Origin of the sequence: Vibrio harveyi, assembly GCF_030060435.1 — a bacterium.
In the GTDB taxonomy this organism is placed as follows: domain Bacteria; phylum Pseudomonadota; class Gammaproteobacteria; order Enterobacterales; family Vibrionaceae; genus Vibrio; species Vibrio harveyi.
The window spans coordinates 2,597,134-2,616,409 of record NZ_CP125875.1 but is presented as its reverse complement, the minus strand read 5'-3'; the positions used below and the strand labels follow the sequence as shown (position 1 = coordinate 2,616,409).

Below are 19,276 nucleotides of genomic sequence, written 5' to 3'. Positions count from 1 at the left end.
AAATAGAACCTGCAAAGATCAGTTTTCGATTGTGCATATTTGCATCAAGATCTTACATAGGATCTTCATCCTAATAGATCTGTAAGAACCATGAGCGAATGACTGAAAAAAAAGAATAAAATCGTAAGCAGACTAACTCATTGTAATTACACTTAAATATCAACGACATTGCGCAGCAGAAATCTCTACAAGGCCGGAAAATACACAATTTTTTGTTGACTCTGTTTCGGAAACTCGGTAAACGTAGAGTTAAGAAAACACACAACTATCGTTGAATATTTATTTATGACATCTCACAGCCAAGTAGTAATGACCACAACCATTATTATTACCGACACGACCAATGTTGGGGCAGGCTGCTGAGCGAAAGAAATTCACAAGAAAGGCCTGTATCCAACAAGATACAGGCCTTTTTTTATGCTTTTTTATAAAGAATTTAGACAGATCTAAGAAGATACATCGGAGGAAGGGATGCGAGTATTAAAGTTTGGCGGCTCATCATTAGCGGATGCAGATCGCTTTCTAAGAGCGGCGGATATCATCGCCAACAATGCGCAGCAAGAAGAAGTCGCAGTGGTACTTTCAGCACCAGGCAAAACGACCAATAAACTGGTCGCGGTGATTGAAGGTGCACTTCGCAATGGTGAAGCTGAGTTGCAAATCAATGAACTTGAAGCTTCGTTCAAAGCATTATTTTCAGATATCCAAAATGTATTGCCAAACATCGATGGTGCTGCATTTGATAACCAAGTAAAAACTTCACTTTCTCAGCTTCGCCAATTCGTTCATGGCATCAATCTTCTTGGTATGTGCCCAAACAACGTCAACGCACGCATCATTAGTAAAGGTGAGCGCGTCTCGATTCAGTTGATGAAAGCGGTATTAGAAGCGAAAGGGCAACCTGCGCATCTTATCGACCCAGTCGAGTATCTATACGCAAAAGGCGATCACCTAGAAGCGATGGTCGATGTTGAAGTCTCTACTCAGAACTTCCGCCAAAATCCTCTTCCTCAAGGTCACGTAAATATCATGCCTGGTTTTACCGCAGGTAATGAGAAAGGTGAGTTAGTAACACTTGGTCGTAATGGCTCTGACTACTCTGCTGCGGTTCTTGCTGCGTGTCTGCGCGCAGATTGCTGTGAAATTTGGACTGACGTTGATGGTGTTTACAACTGTGACCCTCGTTTGGTGGAAGATGCTCGTCTTCTTAAATCACTGAGCTACCAAGAAGCGATGGAGCTTTCTTACTTTGGTGCATCCGTTCTGCATCCGAAAACCATCGCACCAATCGCACAATTCCATATTCCTTGTCTGATCAAAAACAGCTTTAACCCACAAGGGGCAGGTACGTTGATTGGTCAAGACACTGGCGAAGATAACCTCGCTATCAAAGGCATCACGACGCTGAACGACCTAACGATGGTTAACGTGTCTGGTCCTGGTATGAAGGGTATGGTTGGCATGGCAAGCCGAGTATTTGGTGCAATGTCATCAGCTGGTGTGTCTATCGTTCTGATCACTCAATCTTCTTCTGAGTACAGCATCAGCTTCTGTATCGAAGCGCAAGACAAAGCAAAAGCACAACAAGTATTGGCGGATGCGTTTGAACTTGAACTAAAAGACGGTCTACTTGAACCAGTCGAGTTCATTGACGATGTTTCTATTGTGACACTTGTGGGTGACGGTATGCGTACATCACGCGGTGTTGCATCTCGTTTCTTCTCATCTCTTGCTGAAGTGAACGTAAACATTGTCGCCATTGCACAGGGTTCATCTGAGCGTGCAATCTCAGCCGTGATTCCTGAAGATAAAATCTCTGAAGCGATCAAAGCCTGTCACGAGAACCTATTCAACTCTAAGCACTTCCTAGATGTATTCGTGGTTGGTATTGGTGGCGTTGGTGGTGAACTGGTGGATCAGATCGAGCGTCAACAAGCGAAGCTTGCAGAAAAAGGCATTGTGATTCGCGTATGCGGCTTAGCAAACAGTAAAGGTCTTCTACTTGATAGTGAAGGGCTGCCACTGGAGCATTGGCGTGACCGTATGTCGGCAGCGACAGAAGAGTTCAGCCTAGCGCGTCTGATTTCTTTAGTGCAACGCAACCACATCATCAACCCAGTATTGGTTGACTGTACTTCAAGTGAAGATATCGCGAATCAATACGCAGACTTCCTAGCAGCAGGTTTCCACGTAGTCACGCCAAACAAGAAAGCAAACACAGCAAGCATGGCCTACTACCATCAACTTCGCGATGTTGCGCGCAGCTCTCGTCGTAAGCTGATGTATGAAACAACCGTAGGTGCAGGTCTACCGGTAATCGAAAACCTACAAAACTTAATCTCAGCAGGTGATGAACTAGAGCGCTTCAGCGGCATCCTTTCTGGCTCTCTTTCTTACATCTTCGGCAAGTTAGACGAAGGCATGAGCCTAAGTGAAGCAACTAACATCGCCAAGCAAAACGGCTTTACCGAGCCTGACCCTCGTGATGATCTATCGGGTATGGACGTTGCGCGTAAGCTACTTATCCTTGCTCGTGAAGCTGGTATGTCCCTAGAACTAGAAGACGTTGTGGTTGATCAAGCTCTGCCACCAGGTTTTGACGACTCAGGCAGCGTTGAAGAGTTCATGGAACGTTTACCAGAGGCGGACGCGTACTTTAAAGATCTGTCAGCTAAAGCGGCGGAAGAGGGCAAAGTGCTGCGTTATGTGGGTGAAATTGTTGATGGTAAATGCACGGTAAGCATTGCTGCCGTAGATGAAAATGATCCGATGTTTAAGATCAAAGATGGTGAAAACGCACTGGCATTCTACAGCCGCTACTACCAACCAATTCCACTGGTATTGCGTGGTTACGGTGCGGGTACTGAGGTTACGGCAGCGGGCGTATTCTCGGATGTGATGCGTACTTTAGGTTGGAAGCTAGGGGTATAACGACAATGAGTTCAAGTGATATGGATGTAGTGGTCTACGCCCCAGCATCAATTGGTAATGTAAGCGTTGGTTTTGATGTTCTGGGGGCGGCGGTGTCCCCAGTTGATGGCACACTATTGGGTGACCGTGTATTGGTTAAGTCTGGGGCTGAGCCGTTCAGCCTAAAGACGGCTGGTGATTTTGTTGAGAAGCTACCAACTGAGCCAAAAGAGAACATCGTTTACGATTGTTGGGTAGTGTTTGCTCGCGAGCTAGACAAGAAAGGCGTCGAGCTAAAGCCACTTGAAATGACACTAGAAAAGAACATGCCAATCGGCTCTGGATTAGGCTCAAGTGCATGTTCTATCGTTGCTGCATTAGATGCATTGAACCGATTCCATGGTCAGCCGCTTAACGAGACAGAGTTACTGGCGCTGATGGGAGAAATGGAAGGTAAGATCTCTGGTGGTATTCACTACGATAACGTCGCACCGTGTTACCTTGGCGGTGTGCAATTGATGCTTGAAGAGTTGGGTATCATCAGCCAAGAAGTGCCTTGCTTTGATGATTGGTTCTGGGTGATGGCATATCCGGGTATCAAAGTATCAACAGCAGAAGCGCGTGAGATCCTACCATCTCAATATCGCCGACAAGATATCATTGCTCATGGTCGCCATCTTGCGGGCTTTATTCATGCGTGTCATTCTGGTCAGCCAGAACTTGCTGCAAAAATGATCAAAGACGTGATCGCAGAACCGTATCGTGAGAAACTGCTCCCGGGTTTTGCAAATGCACGTCAATACGCAGCGTCTGCGGGTGCATTGGCAACCGGTATTTCTGGCAGTGGTCCGACACTGTTCAGTATTTGCAAAGAGAAAGATGTCGCTGAGCGAGTTGCTCGCTGGTTAGAACAGAACTACGTACAAAACAAAGAAGGATTCGTCCACGTTTGTCGTCTAGATAAGCAGGGTTCGAAAGTAACAGGAAGTGAGCTATGAAGCTTTACAATATAAAAGAAAATGATGAACAAGTTTCCTTTGGTCAAGCCGTTCGCCAAGGGTTAGGTCGTAACCAAGGTCTATTTTTCCCATCGGAACTACCAAAATTTGAAGACGTTGATGCGCTACTGGCAGAAGGCTTTGTCTCTCGTAGCACGAAAATCCTATCTGCACTGATTGGTGATGAGCTGGCGGAAGAGCAAGTTAACGCATTGGTTGACGCTGCATTCCAATTCCCTGCGCCAATTAATCAAGTGAAAGACGGTGTTTACGCTCTGGAACTGTTCCATGGCCCAACGCTTGCATTTAAAGACTTTGGTGGTCGCTTTATGGCGCAATCTCTTGCAGCCGTTTCGGACGGCGGCAAGATCACCATTCTGACTGCAACTTCTGGTGATACTGGCGCAGCCGTTGCGCATGCTTTCTACGGTATGGAAGACATCAACGTTGTGATTCTTTACCCGAAAGGCAAGATCAGCCCACTGCAAGAAAAGCTATTCTGTACGCTTGGTAAAAACATTCACACTGTCGCGATCGATGGTGACTTCGACGCGTGTCAGGCTCTGGTTAAGCAAGCTTTTGATGATTCGGCATTGCGTGAAGAGATCGGTCTGAACTCTGCAAACTCAATCAACATCAGCCGCTTGATGGCACAAATCTGTTACTACTTTGAAGCTGCCGCGCAAATGAGTAAGCAAGAGCGTGAAAACCTAGTCGTGTCTGTACCAAGTGGTAACTTTGGTAACCTAACTGCTGGTCTACTGGCAAAAGCACTGGGTCTGCCTATCAAACGTTTTATCGCTGCAACTAATGCTAATGACACGGTACCGCGTTACCTACAAACGGGTAAGTGGGAGCCAAAACCAACGGTTGCAACGACATCGAACGCGATGGACGTGAGTCAACCAAACAACTGGCCTCGTATCGAAGAGTTGTGTCGCGTGAAAGAGTGGGGCTTGGAGACGCTAGGAAAAGGTGCTGTATCTGATGAGCAAAGCGCTCAGTCAGTGAAAGACTTACATGCTTTAGGTTACCTGTGTGAACCGCACGGTGCGATTGCTTACCGTGTTCTTGAAGAGCAACTGCAAGATGGTGAGACCGGTCTGTTCCTATGTACTGCACACCCTGCGAAGTTCAAAGAAGTGGTGGATGACATTCTAGAATCAGATATCGACCTTCCTGCGCCACTAGCGAAGCACGCTGCGATGGAGTTGCTATCGGAAGATCTCGACGCAGACTTTGACGCACTGAAGCAAGTACTGCGCCGCGTGCAGTAAGCTTCAAAAGCACAGTAAGTATCAAAAACACAAATAACGAGAGGTGAATGAGCAATCATTCACCTTTTTTATTGCCGGTAAGTTTTAACTCTCTTTATGATTGAGAAACGAACTTAACTAAATGAGATGGAAAGAGAAGCATGCATTTTTTGATTTTTCTTGGCTCAGTGAGAGACAGCACGCCACCACGACCAGCCCGTTTAGGAATGCGAGTCAGTAGAGCGTGTGAAAAACTTATCGCGAGTCAGCATTCGCAACATACTGTCGAAATCATTGACCCATTGAACTATGACTTTGGCGATGTGTTTAAGCCCGAGTTTGCTTATCACCGCTCTAAAGTGCCGCAGCACCTAAGTGAGTTGGCAGACAAAATCAAACAGGCCGATGGGTATGTGATGGTTAGCCCGGAATACAACCATTCGATGAGCCCAGCTTTGGCAAACATGCTTAATCACTTTGGCAGTTCGCTGTTTTCCTATAAGCCAAGTGCTATCGTGACCTACTCTGCCGGGCAATGGGGTGGTGCTCGTGCTGCAGTGTCGATGCGTACTTTCTTATCTGAGTTGGGCTGCTTGCCTGTGTCTGCAATGATCCACATTCCGAAAGCACAAGAGGTGTTTGATGAACAGGGCGTTGCTGCGGATGAGTCGGAGCAGGCGCAGTGGGACTGCTATATGAATCGTACTATGTATCAACTGATTTGGTGGGCAGAAGGGGCGTCACTGCAAAGAGATAGGCTTGATCCAACTTCGTTGGCACAAGCGTTTCAGAAAGATCCTTCGCAAAGAAATGCACCTTGAAGGCGAGTTGCTTTTTACTATCGGAAGGGTTTCGAAGGATCCAGAAACAAAAAAAGCTTGGTCATTGCTGACCAAGCTTTTTAAATTCTAGCAAACTAGTTTACTGAGAGATTATAGAGACTCAGTAAAAGTACGAGCGATTACGTCACGTTGCTGTTCTGGAGTTAGCGAGTTGAAACGTACTGCGTAACCAGAAACACGGATAGTTAGCTGTGGGTAGTTCTCTGGGTGTGCAACTGCATCTTCTAGAGTTTCACGTTTAAGAACGTTCACGTTTAGGTGTTGACCACCTTCGATGCGAGGAGCAGTTTCGATTGCTACTTCACGGCTTTCGTATTCACCTAGGTCGCTGATTGCGATAACTTGGTCTGCTTCGTAAGTTGATGCTGCAGCAACACAACGCGCTTCGTTCTTCTCGCTATCTAGTAGCCAGATTGAGTTTAGTAGTTCGTCGTTAGCTGCTTTAGTAATTTGGATACCTTGGATCATCACTATCTCCTAGACCACTTACGTGGTGATTATTGGTGTTAATTTTCGAATTTTTGTCGAGCTAAGTATTATATAGCCAATATCCATTATTTTAATATTGATTTAAGTCAAAAAACAACCAAAAACCTTAATTTTTTGAAGGTGATTTTCTTGAGTTAAATCAATAAAACGTTTGAAAACATACTATTTACAATTTATTTGATAATATAAAAAATATTTAAAAGTTAATTTTGTTGTAAATTTACTACAAAATGAGCTCAAAAATTAATCTTGGTAACGCAACTGCCTGTATTTAGGTAGTCATCCTGAAAGTCTAAAGTGATTAAATGACAAACATGAAAAACAAGTTTGGAAACAAATTTATTGGTGCTCACGTGTCCGCGGCTGGAGGAGTCGATCAAGCGCCTCTTCGTGCTCGTGAGATTGGTGCGAATGCGTTTGCTCTGTTTACTAAGAACCAGCGTCAATGGGTTGCTAAACCACTCGAAGAAAAAACCATTAGTGCATTCAAAGCAAACTGCAAAATGCTTGGCTTCGGCGCCGAACACATTCTTCCCCATGACTCTTATCTGATTAACTTGGGGGCGCCGGAAGAAGAAAAGCTGAATAAATCCCGCGCGGCATTTATTGACGAGATGGAGCGTTGTAACCAGTTAGGTTTAACCTTGCTCAACTTCCACCCTGGTAGCCACTTAAAGAAAGTGTCAGAACAGGCGTGTTTGTCGACGATCGCTGAGTCGATTAATCTTGCGCACAAAGCAGTGCCGAATGTGATCGCAGTGATTGAGAACACTGCAGGTCAGGGCACTAACTTGGGTTGGAAGTTTGAGCATCTTGCTGAAATCATCGATCAAGTAGAAGACAAAGAACGCGTTGGCGTGTGTCTTGATACTTGCCACACGTTTACTGCCGGTTACGATCTGCGTACCAAAGAGGATTGTGAGCATACCTTTGCTGAGTTCGATCGTATCGTTGGTATGCACTATTTAAGAGCAATGCATCTAAATGATTCAAAAGTCGAATTCGCTAGCAAGGTTGACCGTCACCACTCATTAGGCAAAGGCGAGATCGGCTGGAGCTGTTTTGAGTACATCGCTAAAGATCCACGTTTTGATGGTATCCCTCTGATTTTAGAAACAATTGATCCAGATATTTGGCAGCAAGAAATCAACACCTTACGCCAATTCCACATAGAAGAAATGGTTAATTCCTAACGGGATGGCAAAGTTGGCATCCTTCTTTCTTAGCTAAGTACATTGAGCGGTTATGCGCTTGTTTTAAACGCCTGAACTCAACGTTGTAGTTAGGCGAAGCTAGTTAGGAGGATGACAATATGTCTCGACCAGTTTCTTTTATCCCAGCGACACACTCTCGACGAGTATTACGTTTACCCACTCCAAACCGCCATATCTCAGGACAAGGGCACTTTCGAACGCCGCAGCGTAATTAACGTCATCATTATTAGTATTGGTTATTTTGGGTTTAGCCAAACCAGCAAGGTCAATACGGATTGTCTGTTCATCAGTTTTTGAGAAGCCGTCTCAAGCTGGTGGTAAGTTTTTGTTTGTTTGAGTTTCGCTCGTTAGAATAGAGGGAAACATTAGGACAGGAACTTTCCATGAATCAGTTACCCACTTGGCACGATGTGATCGGCGAAGAGAAAGAGCAGAGCTACTTTGTCGATACTTTGAATTTTGTTGAAGCAGAACGAGCGGCAGGCAAAGCCATTTATCCGCCAGCCAAAGACGTATTTAACGCTTTTCGTTTTACCGAGTTCAAAGACGTTAAGGTAGTGATTCTGGGGCAAGATCCTTACCACGGTCCTAATCAAGCGCATGGTTTGTGTTTCTCTGTGTTGCCCGGCATTAAAACGCCACCATCTTTGGTGAATATGTACAAAGAGTTGGCGCAAGATATCGAAGGTTTTCAAATTCCTCAACATGGTTTTTTGCAAAGTTGGGCAGAGCAAGGTGTGTTGCTACTTAATACCGTATTGACGGTAGAGCAGGGCAAAGCACACTCGCACTCAAAAACGGGTTGGGAAACCTTTACTGACCGCGTAATTGAAGCGATTAACCAGCATCAACAAGGTGTGGTGTTCCTGCTGTGGGGCTCACACGCGCAGAAGAAAGGTCGCTTTATCGATCGTAACAAACACTATGTGTTAACGGCACCGCATCCATCACCGTTGTCTGCTCACCGAGGTTTCTTTGGTAGCAAACCATTTTCACAAGCGAACCAGATCCTCTCTCAGCAAGGCAAAGAGGTCATCAATTGGCACCTACCAATGGCGGTGTAAAGTGCACTTTCCTCTTATATAAGGAGAGAGCAATCAGTACAGCGATCGTGACATCACGATCGCTGTTTTTTTGAACACCGTCGAGTCAGGTTTTCGCTTTCTCATATACACTTATTAAAAGTAGGTGTTAAGGAGAGACGCTATGATGATCGAAAGAATTCGACGCGAACACGGCTATATGGTCCGTCTGCTGGCAATACTGCGCCACAAATTGAATGAGATTAAACAAGAACGCGCCATCAACTATGCGTTGGTGAGTGAGATCGTGGATTATCTTTCTAACCATTCAGAAAAAATTCACCATCCTAAAGAAGACATTCTCTATCGCTACTTCCTAGAGCATTATGGTCAGCAAAAGACCATGGAAAACTTGGAACAGGAACATCAAGAGCTGGCGGACAAAACTAAAGCGTTTTCAATGTTGATTGAGATGATTTTGCAGGATGCTGTTGTCCCTCAAGATATGTTCGTTGCTCAGCTTGAAGACTTCATCGTGACGCAAAAGCGCCACCTCGAGTTAGAAGAGCGCCAAATCTTACCTCTAATTGAAGAGTTGTTCACTTCGCAAGACTGGCAATATGTTGAAAGCCTATGGCATGAGAACGAAGACGATCCTGTGTTTGGTAATACTATTGCAGATCGCTACAAGCAACTTGCAGATCGAGTGCGTCAGAACGACGCTGAGTTTGTCTAAAACATAAAAATGACGAAGTAATCGATTGCGTTTGCGTAGTTTGTTTCGTCATTTTCTTGTCTGATGGGAATTGTTTAGAAATTGTCTCGTTTAAAATATGAGTGAAAACTGAGGGAAATTCTCAATGGATAAGAATGGGCGTCATGCCAATAAAATCAGCATGAAAATCACCCACTTTTGTCCTCTCTATAAATGACAAAAGGCACCATTGAGGTGCCTTTTGTGCGAATTATAGTTTGATGTCATCCAGAGTGATGTCGTTGCAGACATCGAGTTCGCGCAGCTCTTTGAGCAAATTGCGTCTATCGTTCATTTCTTCGATTTCTCGCCACTTACGCTTCACTGGTTTTGAGCGAGACTTGGTTGTTGAGGTAGTATCCAGACCAAATAGGTCATCGAGTTGAAAGCCTTCCATAAGCCACCTTTACCTTTTTCTATCTAAACTGTTATATCCAGTCCTTGTGGAGCTTTTTAAGTACCACAATAGGCGTGAGAATAACCATGATATATTTCGCATTTGTGTCGGTAACATGACATTTTCGCGTAAAAATACTCACAGAATCACATTTTGCACATATCTGAAGTGGACAAAAAATAAGCGAACGAACTCACGAAAACGATTAAATGAAGAGATTTGGTATGTTAATTCGAAGGGCTCATTTTACTCAATTTTTGAATACTAAGGTTGCATAGCATCGCTTTGATTAAAATGTATCCAATCGTAACAAAGCGGAGTAAGAAATTTTTCTCAGATACCTTGTGATAACTAGCCTCATCAAAAATAAATGGTATTGCGTTTTGTTAATGATGGAAGGGCTATTTATGTTGAGATTTGATAAACAAGATGTTGCTGTTTGTGAGCGTTAAGTTTTCCTTTTATGTTAACTTTTGGTGACTTTCTAGTGAAAAATAACAAGGTTATTTTACTTGTTGCATATTGATTTTTGCTTTTCGAGGCTGCATTATCCGCCCGTCAAAAAATACGCTGGTACGTAAAATGGATGCATGAAGCGACGTTTACGATTCTAGATTGCGCAATAAACATTACTCAAAAAGCTAAGCACACTTTGACACTTAGCAGGCAATCTGGTGGATGGCTTGGAAGCAAAGACCGGCGCAACTCACTTTGAGGTACACATGACAGACTTAATCAATTTGATGAACGATCTCCTTTGGGGTTCGATTCTGGTTTATCTTCTTGTTGGTGTAGGAATCTACTTCACCGTTCGATTGGGATTCATTCAATTCCGTCATTTCGGCCACATGTTCTCTGTTCTGAAGAACAGCCGTAAAGCAGACAAAGCTGGTATTTCTTCTTTCCAAGCGCTTTGTACTAGTCTTGCTGCACGTGTAGGTACAGGTAACATGGCGGGTGTTGCTGTTGCTTTGACAGCAGGTGGTCCTGGTGCAATCTTCTGGATGTGGTTGATTGCAATGCTTGGTATGGCGACGTCGTTTGCGGAAAGTACGCTAGCGCAGCTATACAAAACCAAAGATGATGATGGCAACTACCGCGGTGGTCCTGCTTACTACATGGAAAAAGGTTTGGGCATGCGCTGGATGGGCGTGCTGTTCTCGATTTTCCTAATCATCGCTTTTGGTTTGGTATTCAATGCCGTTCAAGCAAACTCAATTGCAAACGCAATGAGCACTGCATTTGGTTGGAATGACCTTTATGTTGGTATTGCTGTTGTAGCACTGTCAGCCGTCGTTATCTTTGGTGGTATTAAGCGTATTGCAAAAGTAGCTGAACTGATTGTTCCAGTGATGGCACTAGCATACTTACTACTAGCGTTGTTTGTGATGTTCTCTAACCTAGACAAACTACCAGATGTGCTAATGCTTATCTTCAAGAGCGCATTTGGTCTGCAAGAAGCAGCTGCGGGTGGTCTTGGTTACGCAATCGCACAAGCGATGATCAACGGTATCAAACGCGGTCTGTTCTCGAACGAAGCTGGTATGGGTTCTGCACCAAATGCAGCAGCATCTGCAACCCCTTATCCACCGCACCCTGCATCTCAAGGTTACGTTCAGATGCTAGGCGTATTCATGGATACGATTGTTATCTGTTCTGCGACAGTGGCTATCATCCTTATGTCAGGTGAGTACGTTGGTCAAGCAACGGAAGTGACCGGTATTGAGCTAACTCAGCGTGCATTGAGCTCACAAGTTGGTGATTGGGGCAGCATCTTTGTTGCTGTTGCGATCTTCTTCTTCGCATTTACTTCGATTATTGCGAACTACTCATACGCTGAAACGAACCTAATCTTCCTAGAGCACAACCACAAAGCAGGTCTAGGCATCTTCCGTATCATTGTATTGGGTATGGTTATGTTCGGTGCGCTAGCATCACTACCTGTGGTTTGGTCACTGGCTGACGTATCAATGGGTTTGATGGCGATAGTGAACTTGGTGGCGATTCTATTGCTATCTGGTATCGTGATTAAACTGGCGAAAGACTACAACCGCCAGCTAAGCGAAGGTAAAGTGCCGACGTTTGATGCAAATGACTTCCCTGAGCTGAAGTCTCAGCTAGAAGATGGCATTTGGGACAACACGAAAAAAGAAGACTAAGTGATGTTCACTGCCAATCATTGTTGAAAGCTATCAACACGATTCAAAAAGCCATGCAGACAATGCATGGCTTTTTTTGTACTCTAAATGGAAAATAGAATTAGGGAAGTTAAAGTCATGCTCATCGTAGTTTCTCCAGCTAAAACGCTCGATTACGAATCACCACTCGCGACCGAGAAGTTTACTCAACCTGACTTGGTTAGCTATTCAAAAGCGCTGATCGAGGTATGCCGTAAATTAACACCTGCCGATGTTGCATCACTGATGAAAGTGAGCGACAAAATCGCTGATTTGAACGTTGGCCGTTTCCAAGAGTGGAGTGAAACTTTCACCACAGATAATGCACGCCAAGCCATTTTGGCATTTAAAGGCGATGTGTACACAGGTCTTGAAGCGGAAACCCTTTCTGACGCTGATTTTGACTACGCTCAAGATCACCTAAGAATGCTATCTGGTCTATACGGTCTGCTTAAGCCACTCGATTTAATGCAGCCATACCGTCTTGAGATGGGCACTAAGCTGGCGAACGACAAGGGATCTAACCTTTACCAGTTCTGGGGTAATGTCATTACCGATAAGCTGAATGAAGCGATTGCTGCGCAAGGCGACAACGTATTGATTAACCTTGCATCAAATGAATATTTCAAAGCGGTGAAGCCAAAGAACTTGGATGCACAAGTGATCACGCCTATCTTCAAAGACTGTAAGAATGGTCAATATAAGGTGATCAGCTTTTACGCGAAGAAAGCGCGCGGCATGATGGCTCGCTACATCATCGAAAACCGTATCGAAAGTGTTGCTGACCTCACTAAGTTTGATGTTGCGGGTTACTACTTCGTTGAAGAAGAGTCGACACCAACAGACTTAGTTTTCAAACGAGAAGAGCAAAACTGATTGAAGTCAGTCAATCGCGAGTTGATGATTCAGCGAAATAAAGTACGCCAAAAAGCCGGATAGTTATCCGGCTTTTTTTATGCCTATTCGATCTGATCTTAATCGAATTTTTTACATAAAAAGTTTATATCTTAAAAAATAGTTGAGTAATAAAGTTTGAAGTTGTATTTTAAATGCAACTTTAAAAATAAGGAGTTCTCCTATGTCAGACTTCAAGCTCACACACAAAAAAGCCTCTAAGTTATCGGAGTACGTTGCACTGCGTATTACCAAATTGCTGAAATTCACTCTGAACATCTTTTATGGCAAGAAATACGCGAAACGAGCGGTAATTCTCGAAACCATCGCAGCCGTGCCGGGCATGGTAGCTGGGATGTTCAATCACTTGAAAGCGCTACGCCGAATGAAAGATGATGAAGGCTGGATCCGAGAACTTCTCGATGAGGCTGAGAACGAGCGCATGCACCTGATGATTTTCCTCGATATTGCCAAGCCAAGTTTGGTTGAGCGTTTGTTGGTGTTGCTGGGACAAGGTGTTTTCATTGTTGTGTACAGCTTCATCTATCTGCTGTCTTCTAAAATCGCTCACCGTGTTGTTGGTTACTTCGAAGAAGAAGCGTGTAACAGCTACACTGAGTACCTAGAGAAAATTGATAGCGGGGAAGTGGAGAACGTACCAGCCCCGACTCTGGCGATTGATTACTACAAGCTGCCAACTGATGCGATGCTAAGAGATGTGATTTTGCGTATTCGAGAGGATGAAGCGGGGCACCGTGACCGTAACCATGGCTTCGCTGATGCCTATGAAGACAAAACCTTGCCTGCTCATCAACTATAGATGAAAAACAAAAAGAGCCGCGATTGCGGCTCTTTTAGATTTGAAATCAATCAGACGTGATTACTTCTTCTTAGCGGTTTTCTTTTTCGCTACTTTCTTCTTATCGTCTTTTTTCTTTTTCTTCTTAAACACAGGCTTTTTGTGTTTAGGGCGCATCTCTTTCACGAAACGTTCTTTGATGTCTTCTTTCACGTAACGAGCAACGCGATCCATCATTGGTTGGTCGTGCGCTTCTACGATTGAGATAGCATTACCCTTTTTACCTGCACGAGCCGTACGACCAATGCGATGAAGGTACACGTCTGCCGTGCGTGGCATATCGTAGTTGATTACGTGTGATACGTCAGGAAGGTCGATACCGCGTGCCGCTACGTCTGTCGCTAATAGCACGTTTACAGTGCCTTCACGGAAGCGAGAAATCGCGTTGTTACGACGATCTTGAGGCATTTCGCCTTGAATCCAAGAACATGGAATCTGTGCGCTCTCTAACTGGGCACGAAGCTCTGCTAAACGCTCGCGAGTCTTCAAGAATACGATAGTGCGTTCTGCTTGCTCTGTGATGATGTGTTTTAGTAGAGCAAGTTTATGCTCTGCGTCATCAGCACGGTGGTACCACTGTGCGATCTTCTTACGCTCACGTAGTGGTGATTTTGCGTCGATCTCTGCTGGTTCGTTCAGTAGGTCTGCTGTGAAACCCTCTACGCCTTTGCCTTCTAGTGTTGCTGAGAACAGAAGGGTTTGTTTGCGCCAGCGACATTCGTTAGACAGACGGTCAACAGTTGGAGCAAAGCCCATGTCTAGCATGCGGTCTGCTTCATCAAGGATTAGCCATTCAATCGCACGACAGTCAAAACGTTCTGCGTCAATGTATTCACGTAGACGACCTGGTGTTGCTACCACGATATCTTGTGTCGTTGCTAGGATATCTGCGTGCTCTTGGTATTGAACACCACCAGTGATGGTGAAGATGTTTAGCTTGGTGTTTTTCGCTAAAGCACGAGCTTGATCCGCTACCTGCATCGCAAGTTCACGAGTTGGGGTTAGGATCAGAATACGTGCAGGTCCCGGTTTACGACGTGGGAAATCTTGCAGGTATTGCAGTGCTGGCAGGACGAATGCTGCCGTTTTACCAGTACCAGTTGGTGCTGACGCTAGAATGTCACGACCATCTAACGCTTGTGGAATCGCTTCTGCCTGAATTTTAGTTGGGCGTTCGTAGCCCATCTCGTCAATGGCTTCAAGTAGGTTTTGGTCTAGATCAAGTTCAGCAAAGGTTCTGATCACAATGAGTTCTCCACAAGCAAAGCTTGGTTAATGGTTCGCCACAGCAGCATAGAATATAAAAAGGTCGCACATTATAAAGTGATTGGTGACAAGGATCACATGTTATTTCACATCTTAAGATAAAACTCGCGAGTTAGCTGAGTAAAGTCGTCGCTATAACCCTCGTTTGAGTGAATGATCAAGTGCGTTTCTTGAGTATCACAAGCTTGTTTGGCTAATTCAAACAGTAAACGGTGGACTGGCTTTTTCTGTGATGGTTGCACGCGACAGATGCGCGATAAGAACCATCCTTGCTGTTTAGCCATGGCAATAAACAATTCGCCTTCTGTAATCGGCAGAACAAAACTGGCAGTACCGTCTTCTTCGAGTAGTTCATTACAGCGTTTAAGTAATGAAGCGTGTTGCAAAGTATCCGTGTGTCGAGCAGTTGCACGTTGGCTTTGCTTCGATTGCTCACCACTGTTGAAGTAGGGCGGATTACAGATGATGTGCTCGAAGCGATGTGTTAGTTCAAACTGCAATACATCAGCGTGGTGGATGTGAAGCCTGTCGGACCAAGAGGATAGGGTGAAGTTTTGCTGCGCTGCTTCTACCGCTGATGTTTCAATATCAAGAGCGGTGATCTGTGCGGCAGGAAATCGCTGTGCGCACATTAGTGCTAGCAAGCCCGTGCCTGTACCAATGTCCAAAATTTTACTCTGTGGTGAGCAATTTGCCCAAGCGCCAAGCATCACACCATCAGTGCTGACAGGCATGCCACTTTCACCGCCGTGAATCGAAAACTGCTTGAACTTGAAGTCCTTAGTCTGAAATCTTTCGCTCTTCATGATTGTTTTATTTTTACTCAATAATAGAGTTAATTTCTCTATTGTTTCTTAATTGTATAGATTGTTATCTTGTTGGTTATTAAATTGTATTTCAATTTGATCGAGATAATGAACTGGTCTCAAATCTATAGGTAGTGATATTCACTGCTTTTAAGTTGACGAACTAAATTAATATGGTGTTTTTTTCTTAAAGGTTGCCAAATGATGGGTACTTCGTCATTATGCGGCGGAAATTTATAGATTGAACCACTGGTACTCATTAACTTTGGGTATACAAAAAAGTGGTCGATGCATACACAACATTCATCAATTAGAGAAAAAGGGTTATCTGTGAAGCAGACGTTAAAACTAACAGATATTATCGCAGTAGGCTTTATGCTATTTGCGTTCTTTTTGGGTGCTGGCAACATCATTTTCCCACCACTAGCGGGTCAGCTAGCCGGTGATCACCTGATGCCAGCAATGTTCGGTTTCTTGCTAACAGCGGTAGGTCTACCTCTTATTACTATCGTTGCTATTGCTGTGGCAGGCGGCTCTTGGGATCACTTGACTCAAGATCTTCCTAAGAAAGCAGCAGTGCTGATGGCGGCGTTGATCTTCATCATCATTGGTCCTGCATTTGCTGCACCTCGTACAGGTCTTGTAGCATATGAAATGGCAGTGAAACCATTCTTCCTAGATGCCTCTCAAGCGCATCTAACATCATTCTCAATCTTGTTCTTTGCGGTGGCTATGATCTTCGCTTGGTTCCAAGGTCGTTTGATTGATTTGATTGGTAAAGTGCTAACGCCAGTTCTGTTCCTTGGTCTTATCGTTCTTGCTATTGCGGTATTCATTGACCCACAAGGCGAAATGATGGGCGCGCACGGCGAGTACCTAACTCAACCATTGACTAAGGGCTTCCTTGAAGGCTACAACACCATGGATACGTTCGCATCGTTGATGTTCGGTATGCTAATGGTGGACGCACTTCGCAGTAAAGGCATCACTGAGCGTGCAGCAACGACAAAATACCTAATCTGTGCTGGCTGTATTGCCGCTGCAGGTCTTGCGTTCGTATACATCTCATTGTTCTACCTAGGTGCGACGAGTTCAACTATTGCAGCAGGCGCAGACAACGGTGGTGCTGTGCTGAGCCAATACGTTCAGGCGCTATTTGGTCCTTACGGTCAGGTTGTACTTTCAATCATCGTATTGCTTGCATGTTTGACGACGGCTATCGGTCTTATCTCTGCATGTTCAGATTTCTTCAGCTCTAAAACGAAACTGACTTACAAGCAGTGGGTTATTATCAACGGTGCGGCTTGTGCACTGATTGCAAACGTTGGTCTGTCTCAGCTAATTTCTCTATCAGTTCCGGTTCTGTTTGCGCTATACCCAGTAGCAGTAGCATTGGTTGCGCTAACGTTTGTACGTAGCAAGCTTCCAAACCCACGAGTGGCTTACCGCTCTGTACTGCTAGTATCACTGTTATTTGCATTGATTGATGCTGCGAAAGTTGCGGGTCTAGACGTGTCTGCATTCAACATGCTGCCGCTATTTGAAGTGGGCATGGGTTGGGTTCTACCAACATTTGCAGCGATTGTTTGCATGTTCTTTATTGCTAAGTCCTCACAACCAGAGTTGACTGAAGAAACTGCATAATTGCTGACTAGCAAAACAAAAAAAGCCCGGTGAAGTGATTCGCCGGGCTTTTTGTTTATCTGTTGTCTAGCAAGTGCTGGATGCCGTATGACTTAAAGTGTGTCGTGGAACTCTACTAAGACTTGCTCACACCATTTCTCGATGCGCTCATCACTGAGTTCGTACTGGGAATCTTCATCCAACGCTAAGCCGACAAATTGACTGCCATCTTCTGTCAGTGCTTTTGATGCTTCGAACTCATAGCCTTCGTTTGGCCAGTAACCAATAAACTGCGCGCCCGTTGCTTTTAGCTCGTCATGCAGTAGACCCATCGCATCAAGGTACCACTCGCCGTAGCCTTCTTGGTCTCCCAAGCCGAATAAAGCTACGACTTTGCCTTTTAGCGGTGTGGTTGCAATATCTTCCCAGATAGCGCTCCAGTCTTCTTGGATTTCACCGAAGTCCCAAGTAGAGATACCAATTAGCAGTAAATCGTAATCTGCCATCAGCGACAGCGGTGTCTCTTTCACGTTGTGAATGTCGACAAGGTCTTCACCAATGATATTGCGAATTTTCTCTGCTGCCATTTCTGTGTAGCAGGTTGTTGAGCCGTAAAAGAGTCCGATTTTCATTATATTCGTCGTTTTTTATGTTGCTGTTGTGGCAGATTCTAACCATAAATCGGGGAAGATTGCAGCGAATATCCCGCGGGAGATGATTTTTTTATGGTATTGGTTGAGCAGTTGCCTTACTCTCAATACTGTAAATATAAACAGATAAGGAAGCGTTCATGACGGCACAACAGCCTGTCAATCAACAAGATTTTGGTCTGGTTGAACAATTCTTAGATGCAATGTGGATGGAGCGTGGTCTATCGGAGAACACGTTGGCTTCCTACCGAAATGATTTAATGAAATTGCTCGCGTGGATGGAGCAACATAGCTACCGTCTAGATTTCATCAGTTTGTCTGGTCTGCAAGAGTATCAAAGTTACCTCGTTGATTTAGATTACAAGCAGACATCCCGCGCGCGTATGTTGTCAGCGATTCGTCGCTTGTTCCAATACATTCACCGTGAAAAAGTACGCGGCGATGATCCGAGTGCGCTGTTGGTCAGCCCCAAGTTGCCTCAGCGTCTGCCTAAAGACATCAGTGAAGAGCAAGTGGACGCACTGCTTGATGCGCCAGATCCTAATGATCCCGTTGAGCTGCGAGACAAAGCCATGCTTGAGCTACTCTACGCGACTGGGTTGCGTGTGACAGAGTTGGTCAGTCTGACAATGGAAAACGTCAGTTTGCGTCAAGGGGTAGTGCGCGTGACCGGTAAAGGTGGTAAAGAACGCCTGGTTCCTATGGGAGAAAACGCGGTCGATTGGATTGAAACTTTTATCCAGCAAGGTCGGTCTGCTCTATTGGGAGAGACTACGTCGGATGTGGTATTCCCAAGTAAACGTGCGAGACAAATGACCCGTCAGACCTTTTGGCACCGTATCAAGTACTACGCTGTGATAGCGGGTATTGATACCGACCAACTGTCTCCACACGTATTGCGCCATGCTTTTGCGACACACTTATTGAACTATGGCGCAGATCTCAGGGTCGTACAGATGCTGTTGGGGCATAGTGACTTATCGACAACGCAAATTTATACTCACGTGGCGACTGAACGATTGAAACAGATCCACAGTCAACACCACCCAAGAGCATAATGATGGTTTGGTTCATCCTTTGTCTCATTGGATGAAAAGATTTTATTTTAAGGTGAATTTA

17 protein-coding genes and 1 other annotated feature are annotated in these 19,276 nt (G+C 44.8%); of the genes, 12 read left to right on the top strand and 5 right to left on the bottom strand.

Annotation, left to right across the window (positions count from 1 at the left end; translation table 11 throughout):
* Positions 1–301 precede the first annotated feature (301 nt).
* Positions 302–418 (top strand) — a sequence feature (Thr leader region).
* Positions 419–471: 53 nt separating this feature from the next.
* The 4 genes from thrA (at position 472) to QMY49_RS12390 (ending at position 5,985) form a co-directional block, all read left to right on the top strand.
* Positions 472–2,931, top strand: a complete 2,460-nt coding sequence (thrA, locus tag QMY49_RS12405; RefSeq protein ID WP_152163677.1) for a bifunctional aspartate kinase/homoserine dehydrogenase I — start codon at positions 472–474, stop codon at positions 2,929–2,931.
* A 20-nt stretch (positions 2,932–2,951) separates the two neighbouring features.
* The gene (gene thrB / locus QMY49_RS12400; protein ID WP_152163862.1) at positions 2,952–3,908 is read left to right on the top strand and encodes a homoserine kinase; all 957 of its coding nucleotides are present in this window, start codon (positions 2,952–2,954) and stop codon (positions 3,906–3,908) included.
* Complete coding sequence (gene thrC / locus QMY49_RS12395; RefSeq protein ID WP_029789794.1) at positions 3,905–5,185, top strand: threonine synthase; 1,281 nt, start codon at positions 3,905–3,907, stop codon at positions 5,183–5,185. The genes thrB and thrC overlap by 4 nt, the downstream gene beginning before the upstream one ends.
* 140 nt (positions 5,186–5,325) lie before the next feature.
* The gene (locus tag QMY49_RS12390; RefSeq protein WP_283311779.1) at positions 5,326–5,985 is read left to right on the top strand and encodes an NADPH-dependent FMN reductase; all 660 of its coding nucleotides are present in this window, start codon (positions 5,326–5,328) and stop codon (positions 5,983–5,985) included.
* 111 nt (positions 5,986–6,096) lie between these two features.
* On the opposite strand, the gene grcA is transcribed toward QMY49_RS12390, so the two are convergent.
* Entirely contained in the window at positions 6,097–6,474 is a 378-nt protein-coding gene (gene grcA, locus QMY49_RS12385; RefSeq protein ID WP_005434930.1) for an autonomous glycyl radical cofactor GrcA, read from the bottom strand.
* Between the two features lie 326 nt (positions 6,475–6,800).
* Between grcA and nfo the strand changes: the two genes are divergently transcribed.
* The 3 genes from nfo (at position 6,801) to QMY49_RS12370 (ending at position 9,467) form a co-directional block, all read left to right on the top strand.
* A complete protein-coding gene (gene nfo / locus QMY49_RS12380) occupies positions 6,801–7,688 on the top strand; it encodes a deoxyribonuclease IV (protein ID WP_005447864.1) in 888 nt (295 codons plus the stop codon).
* 404 nt (positions 7,689–8,092) lie between these two features.
* Positions 8,093–8,773 (top strand): uracil-DNA glycosylase, encoded by a 681-nt coding sequence (gene ung, locus QMY49_RS12375; RefSeq protein ID WP_009697626.1) that lies wholly within the window; start codon positions 8,093–8,095, stop codon positions 8,771–8,773.
* 142 nt (positions 8,774–8,915) lie between these two features.
* Positions 8,916–9,467 (top strand): hemerythrin domain-containing protein, encoded by a 552-nt coding sequence (locus QMY49_RS12370; RefSeq protein WP_005434924.1) that lies wholly within the window; start codon positions 8,916–8,918, stop codon positions 9,465–9,467.
* Positions 9,468–9,696: 229 nt separating this feature from the next.
* On the opposite strand, the gene QMY49_RS12365 is transcribed toward QMY49_RS12370, so the two are convergent.
* Positions 9,697–9,882, bottom strand: a complete 186-nt coding sequence (locus QMY49_RS12365) for a DUF3545 family protein (protein ID WP_005447876.1) — start codon at positions 9,880–9,882, stop codon at positions 9,697–9,699.
* A 722-nt stretch (positions 9,883–10,604) separates the two neighbouring features.
* Between QMY49_RS12365 and QMY49_RS12360 the strand changes: the two genes are divergently transcribed.
* The 3 genes from QMY49_RS12360 (at position 10,605) to QMY49_RS12350 (ending at position 13,773) form a co-directional block, all read left to right on the top strand.
* Positions 10,605–12,041: an alanine/glycine:cation symporter family protein gene (locus tag QMY49_RS12360; RefSeq protein WP_005447878.1), complete on the top strand. Its 1,437-nt coding sequence runs from the start codon at positions 10,605–10,607 to the stop codon at positions 12,039–12,041.
* 117 nt (positions 12,042–12,158) lie between these two features.
* Positions 12,159–12,935: a peroxide stress protein YaaA gene (gene yaaA, locus QMY49_RS12355; RefSeq protein WP_005447880.1), complete on the top strand. Its 777-nt coding sequence runs from the start codon at positions 12,159–12,161 to the stop codon at positions 12,933–12,935.
* 202 nt (positions 12,936–13,137) lie between these two features.
* Positions 13,138–13,773 (top strand): alternative oxidase, encoded by a 636-nt coding sequence (locus QMY49_RS12350; protein ID WP_005447882.1) that lies wholly within the window; start codon positions 13,138–13,140, stop codon positions 13,771–13,773.
* Between the two features lie 60 nt (positions 13,774–13,833).
* Here QMY49_RS12350 and srmB read toward each other — a convergent pair whose 3' ends face one another.
* Together srmB and QMY49_RS12340 are read right to left on the bottom strand one after the other, a co-directional pair.
* Positions 13,834–15,057, bottom strand: a complete 1,224-nt coding sequence (gene srmB / locus QMY49_RS12345; protein WP_005447883.1) for an ATP-dependent RNA helicase SrmB — start codon at positions 15,055–15,057, stop codon at positions 13,834–13,836.
* 107 nt (positions 15,058–15,164) lie between these two features.
* On the bottom strand, positions 15,165–15,884 hold the full coding sequence (locus QMY49_RS12340; protein ID WP_283311773.1) for a tRNA1(Val) (adenine(37)-N6)-methyltransferase: 720 nt from the start codon (positions 15,882–15,884) through the stop codon (positions 15,165–15,167).
* 330 nt (positions 15,885–16,214) lie between these two features.
* Here QMY49_RS12340 and brnQ point away from each other — a divergent pair, with 330 nt between their 5' ends.
* The gene (brnQ, locus tag QMY49_RS12335) at positions 16,215–17,528 is read left to right on the top strand and encodes a branched-chain amino acid transport system II carrier protein (protein WP_069687549.1); all 1,314 of its coding nucleotides are present in this window, start codon (positions 16,215–16,217) and stop codon (positions 17,526–17,528) included.
* A 92-nt stretch (positions 17,529–17,620) separates the two neighbouring features.
* Here the strand turns inward: brnQ and fldB are convergent, their stop codons facing one another.
* Positions 17,621–18,139 (bottom strand): flavodoxin FldB, encoded by a 519-nt coding sequence (gene fldB, locus QMY49_RS12330; RefSeq protein WP_005447890.1) that lies wholly within the window; start codon positions 18,137–18,139, stop codon positions 17,621–17,623.
* Between the two features lie 158 nt (positions 18,140–18,297).
* Here fldB and xerD point away from each other — a divergent pair, with 158 nt between their 5' ends.
* Entirely contained in the window at positions 18,298–19,215 is a 918-nt protein-coding gene (xerD, locus tag QMY49_RS12325) for a site-specific tyrosine recombinase XerD (protein ID WP_005447892.1), read from the top strand.
* Positions 19,216–19,276: the final 61 nt, after the last annotated feature.